The sequence below is a fragment of the Bacillus sp. JJ1566 genome (assembly GCF_036962685.1).
GTDB lineage: Bacteria > Bacillota > Bacilli > Bacillales > Bacillaceae_L > Ferdinandcohnia.
In genome coordinates this window covers 103,295-108,691 of sequence record NZ_JBALOP010000052.1, presented here as the reverse complement: position 1 = coordinate 108,691, position 5,397 = coordinate 103,295, and the positions used below count along the sequence as shown (strand labels likewise).

Genomic DNA, 5,397 nt, shown 5'->3' with positions numbered 1-5,397 from the left:
CGCCGGAGGCTTGACTTTAATTCAGTAGAAATCATGAATTTTTACTGAATTAAATTACAGACGTTTTTCTAGTTCAGCCTTTTTCTCTTCGAATCCTGGCTTACCTAGTAATGCAAACATATTGACTTTGTATGCTTCAACACCAGGTTGGTCAAATGGGTTAACACCTAGTAAATAACCACTCATTGCACATGCTTTTTCAAAGAAATACACAAGGTATCCGAATGAGTACTCGTCCATTTCTGGTACATTCACAATAAGGTTTGGTACTCCACCATCTGTATGAGCAAGCATTGTACCTTCAAATGCTTTTGTATTCACAAATTCAACAGTTTTTCCAGCTAGATAGTTTAATCCATCTAGATCACTCTCTTCTGCTTCAACGATTAGCTCATGACGGGATTTTTCAATGTTAATCACTGTTTCAAACAAATCACGTCGACCTTCTTGAACATATTGCCCAAGTGAGTGAAGATCTGTTGAGAAGTTTGCAGATGATGGATAAATTCCTTTTTGGTCTTTCCCTTCACTCTCACCGAATAATTGCTTCCACCATTCAGAGAAATATTGAAGACCTGGCTCATAGTTGATGAGCATTTCAATTGTTTTTCCTTTGTTGTAAAGGGCATTACGTACTGCTGCATATTGGTAAGCAGGATTTTCTTCAAGCTCTGATTTAGAGAAATCAACACTTGCAGCTTCTGCACCCTTCATCATTTCTTCGATATTTGCACCAGTTACCGCAATTGGAAGTAAACCAACAGCAGTTAATACTGAATAACGGCCACCGACATCATCTGGAATCACAAATGACTCATAGCCTTCTTCAGTTGCTAAAGTTTTCAATGCACCACGAGCTTTATCAGTAGTTGCATAGATACGCTTACGAGCCTCTTCTATTCCGTATTTTTCAACTAACATCTTACGGAAGATACGGAATGCTAATGCTGGTTCAGTCGTTGTGCCAGACTTTGAAATGACGTTTAAGGAATAATCCTTACCTTCTAGTAAATCCATTAGGTCCTTCATATAAGTTGAACTGATGTTATTTCCAACAAATACAACTTGTGGTGTCTTACGTTGTTCCTTTGATAATGCATTATAGAAAGAGTGATTTAACCAGTCAATTGCAGCTTTTGCCCCTAGATAAGAGCCACCAATTCCAATCACAAGTAAGATATCAGAATCTGATTTGATTTTTTCAGCACTTTTTTGAATGCGTGAGAATTCTTCTTTATCATAGTCAGTTGGAAGGTCTACCCATCCTAAGAAGTCACTACCAGCTCCTGTTTTTTCATGTATGGAATGGTGAGCGACCTTTACCGCATCACGTAAATATGTAATTTCATGTTCTCCAAAAAATGTTAAAGCCTTTGAATAATCAAAACGAACATGTGTCATTTTCTATACCTCCACCCTTGTATTTTCCAAGTCTCTTTTCACTGTACCCAAACTTTTAGGTGAAATCAAGACTGCCGTCTCGCTGTAAGCGTAACCATATAAAACTTTTTTAAATCAGCTACTTTTTGTGGATTTGCACTCGATTGCGCACTAATTTCTTGGAATTGCGTTTTAGCTGCTCGGAATTGCGTTTTATTTTCTGGAATTGCGCTTAAGCCAGAATTGACCTTACTTTTTTGAACTACTTAAAAATTAAAAAGACCCATACATGTAGTATGAGCCTTTTCGATGAAATATAAGAATTTTTTTTCACACTTATAAAGATGCCTTTAAAATCTCAATTGAGTCTTGTTTACCCAGCACTTTGAAGCGACCAAACTCTCCAAAAACAACTGTTTTTTCAGCCATAAGTTCAAGATTTTCTTCCCCAATGCCATAATCGGCAAGTCTTGACGGTGCGCCGATACTGTTCCAGAATTCACGGAGCTTCCCGATTCCTTCAAGCGCAACTTCTCGATCTGTTTTCCCTTCCGTATCGACATCAAAAACACGGACAGCCAATTGCTTGAAACGGCCTACATTTTCATCTAGGACATGCTTCATCCAATTTGGGAAAATAATCGCAAGACCGCCACCATGAGGGATATCATATACAGCAGACACTGCATGTTCGATATTGTGCGTTGCCCAATCTCCGCTATACCCCATGTTTAACATTTTGTTTAACGCAAGTGTTCCATTTAGCATAATAGTTGCTCGATAATCATAGTTTTCAAGATCATTGATTAGCTTTGGTGCGGTTTCGATAACTGTACGTAAAATCGATTCACACCATTGGTCCTGTGTTAATGTATTGGGTACATGATGGAAATAGTGCTCTAGCACATGTGACATCATATCTACCATTCCATAAACGGTCTGATCCTTAGGTAAAGTAAATGTATATACCGGATCTAAAATTGAGAATTTAGGAAAGACTGCTGGACTTCCCCATCCATATTTTTCATTTGTTTCCCAATTTGTAATAACTGAGCCTGAGTTCATTTCGGAACCAGTCGCAGCAATCGTTAGTACTGTTCCAAGTGGCAGAGCTTCAGTTGCAACCGCCTTACGGGTCATGAAATCCCACACATCCCCATCGTATTTTGCACCGGCTGCAATTGCTTTTGTACAGTCAATAACACTACCGCCACCAACAGCAAGTATAAATTCAATTCCTTCCTCACGGCAAATTTCGATGCCTTTTCGGACTGTTGATAGACGTGGATTGGGTTCGACTCCCGGTAGTTCGTAAACCTCTACACCGATTTCTGCTAACAGAGCGATTACTTGGTCATACAATCCATTTCTCTTAATGCTTCCCCCACCGTAAACAAGCAATACTTTTTTTCCGTACTGCGGTATTTCATTTTTCAGCTCTTGTAATTGGCCTTTACCGAATATGAGTTTCGTTGGGTTATAATATGTAAAGTTTTCCATAATACTCGCCTCCTGAAAAAATTATCCCCTATCAATTTATTTTGTAAACTGTCAATGCATGTAAAAAAAGAGGCAATTCAGTAATCGCCTCTTTCCTCATTGTTCTTAGTTAAAATTAGACTGTTCAATCCATTCTTCAAGCTTATCCTTTAAAGTGTTGAAACCTTGTGTATCAGAATTAGCTTGTTGTGCTTGTGCTGGACGCTTTTTAGGTTTAGCTGTTCTTGGTGCTGCTGCTGGCTTTTCTGGTGCCTCTTGTGTTGCACGAATAGATAGACCAATTTTGCCTGCTGCTTCATCAATCGATAAAACTTTCACTTCTACTTCATCGCCAACCTTTACATGCTCGTTAATATCTTTAACGAAGCCATGGGTTACTTCTGAAATATGAACTAAACCTTGTGTATTTTCGTCTAAGGAAACAAATGCTCCATAAGGCTGAATTCCTGTAATTTTACCCTTGATAACACTTCCAACTTCAATTTTTTCTGACATAATACCCAACTCCTAAAACTTTAGTTTATTCTCCATTTATATACGCAATATAAAATTATAACACATACTAACCATATATTCAAAAAGAAATCTCATCACATTCATTAGAGTTGCCATTATGGGTTGAATTTATGATGCAGGTAAAATTTATCATAATTTGAGAAGAGTTGGTTTGTGGTGTTTAAAAAAGAAGATGAATGGGTAAGCTAGTTTCAAAGGCTTTCTAGTATTCCCCTTTTGTATGTAGGACAAAACCAAACTGGTTTTGTCCATTTTTTTATTATGTCTAGCTTACAAGAGGTTATTATTTTTCAGGAATCGTCCCATCCGTTTTACAGCTTCCTGGAGTTGTTCTAGGGATGATGCGTAGGAGCACCGAATATAGCCTTCGCCACTTTCACCAAAGACATTACCAGGAACAACCGCCACTTTTTCCTCCATCAGTAAACGATGGGCAAATTCCTCTGACGTTAAACCTGTTTGCTTAATTGACGGAAAAGCGTAAAAAGCTCCACCTGGTAAATGACAAGATAGACCAATTTCCTGTAAGGAAGATACAAAAAAGTTTCTTCGCTGTCGATAGCTTTTTCTCATATACTCTACATCAGAAAGGCCATTTCGAAGAGCTTCAATCGCCCCATATTGAGCCATTGTAGATGCACACATCATTGTATATTGATGTATTTTTAACATTGCTTCTGAAATTACTTTTGGAGCTGCTGAATAGCCTAAACGCCACCCCGTCATTGCAAAGCCTTTAGAAAATCCAGAAACAAGTACTGTACGCTCAAACATCCCTGGGATACTTGAAAAGCTCGTATATTTGCCTTCATAGGAAAGCTCAGCATAAATTTCATCTGATATCACGATTAAATCATGTATTTCCACGATTTTAGCAATTGCTTCCAGCTCTTCCTTCTTAAGCATCGTACCTGTTGGATTATTTGGAGAACATATTATAATTGCTTTTGTGCGTTCGGTTACTACTTTTTCTATTTCTTCAGGCTGCAGTTTAAATTCATTTTCAGCCTTCGTATGAACAGGTACTGGGGTTCCCCCAGCAAGTGAAACGATTGGGCCATAAGCTACAAAGGTTGGTTCCACAATGATAACTTCATCACCTGGGTCAACAAGTGCTCGAATAGCCAAATCAATCGCTTGGCTTCCACCGACCGTAACAATGATTTCACTCTCTGGCGAATACTCCACACTAAAGGATCTATTTAAATAAGACGAGATTTCACGTCTTAATTCAAGTAGTCCGGCGTTCCCAGTGTAGGAGGTAATCCCTGCTTCAATAGATTGGATACTTGCTTCTCTGATTGACCATGGTGTTACAAAATCAGGCTCACCTACACCTAAGGAAATAACCCCTTCCATCGTTACCGCTAAATCAAAAAATCGGCGGATTCCCGATGGTTTTAATTCTTGTACTTTTCTAGAGAGGTACTGGGTTGTCATGGTGTCACCACAATCCGTTTATCATCTTCACCTTGGTCAAAAATGGTTCCATCATGTTTATATTTTTTCAAAATAAAATGAGTTGTTGTTGAAAGAACTGAATCAAGGGTTGAAAGCTTTTCGGAAACAAAGGATCCAACCTCTGACATTGTTTTTCCTTCGATTACTACCGATAAATCATATGCACCAGACATTAAATAAACAGATCTTACTTCCTTGAAATGATAGATACGCTTGGCAATTTCATCAAAGCCAACACCTTTTTTCGGGGTAACCTTGACATCAATCATCGCTGTCACACCTTCGTGGCCTGCAACTTTCTTCCAGTCAACGATTGTGTTATATTCTACAATAATCTTTAGTTCCTCTAGCTTACGAATAATTCCATCGACTTCTTCGACACTTTTGCCAACTAATTTTGCGATTGTTTCTACAGGAAGTCGTCCATTATTTTCAATAATCTCAAGTATTTCAATTTCATTTTCCAATAATTGCATATAGGTCACCCCTAGTATATTTTAATTAATCAAATACGCCTTGGCGTATTTGCGCCCAGATTTT

At 38.3% G+C, this 5,397-nt stretch carries 5 protein-coding genes; all 5 read right to left on the bottom strand.

The features are described 5' to 3' along the window. Positions 1–54: 54 nt before the first annotated feature. On the bottom strand, positions 55–1,401 hold the full coding sequence (locus V7112_RS18940; RefSeq protein ID WP_335422749.1) for a glucose-6-phosphate isomerase: 1,347 nt from the start codon (positions 1,399–1,401) through the stop codon (positions 55–57). 315 nt (positions 1,402–1,716) lie between these two features. Further along, positions 1,717–2,880: an iron-containing alcohol dehydrogenase gene (locus tag V7112_RS18935; protein WP_335422746.1), complete on the bottom strand. Its 1,164-nt coding sequence runs from the start codon at positions 2,878–2,880 to the stop codon at positions 1,717–1,719. A 105-nt stretch (positions 2,881–2,985) separates the two neighbouring features. Beyond that, positions 2,986–3,375 carry a S1 domain-containing post-transcriptional regulator GSP13 gene (gene yugI, locus V7112_RS18930; protein ID WP_335422744.1) on the bottom strand — a complete coding sequence of 130 codons (390 nt, stop codon included), beginning with the start codon at positions 3,373–3,375 and terminating at the stop codon, positions 2,986–2,988. A 291-nt stretch (positions 3,376–3,666) separates the two neighbouring features. Continuing rightward, entirely contained in the window at positions 3,667–4,836 is a 1,170-nt protein-coding gene (locus tag V7112_RS18925; RefSeq protein ID WP_335422742.1) for an aminotransferase, read from the bottom strand. Continuing rightward, positions 4,833–5,333, bottom strand: a complete 501-nt coding sequence (locus V7112_RS18920) for an Lrp/AsnC family transcriptional regulator (RefSeq protein WP_335422740.1) — start codon at positions 5,331–5,333, stop codon at positions 4,833–4,835. Before V7112_RS18920 ends, V7112_RS18925 begins: the two co-directional genes overlap by 4 nt. Positions 5,334–5,397 lie beyond the last annotated feature (64 nt).

Coding starts and splice junctions, on each gene's coding strand:
- V7112_RS18940 (WP_335422749.1), bottom strand. CDS start 1,401: ATGACACATGTTCGTTTTGATTATTCAAAGGCTTTAACATTTTTTGGA.
- V7112_RS18935 (WP_335422746.1), bottom strand. CDS start 2,880: ATGGAAAACTTTACATATTATAACCCAACGAAACTCATATTCGGTAAA.
- yugI (WP_335422744.1), bottom strand. CDS start 3,375: ATGTCAGAAAAAATTGAAGTTGGAAGTGTTATCAAGGGTAAAATTACA.
- V7112_RS18925 (WP_335422742.1), bottom strand. CDS start 4,836: ATGACAACCCAGTACCTCTCTAGAAAAGTACAAGAATTAAAACCATCG.
- V7112_RS18920 (WP_335422740.1), bottom strand. CDS start 5,333: ATGCAATTATTGGAAAATGAAATTGAAATACTTGAGATTATTGAAAAT.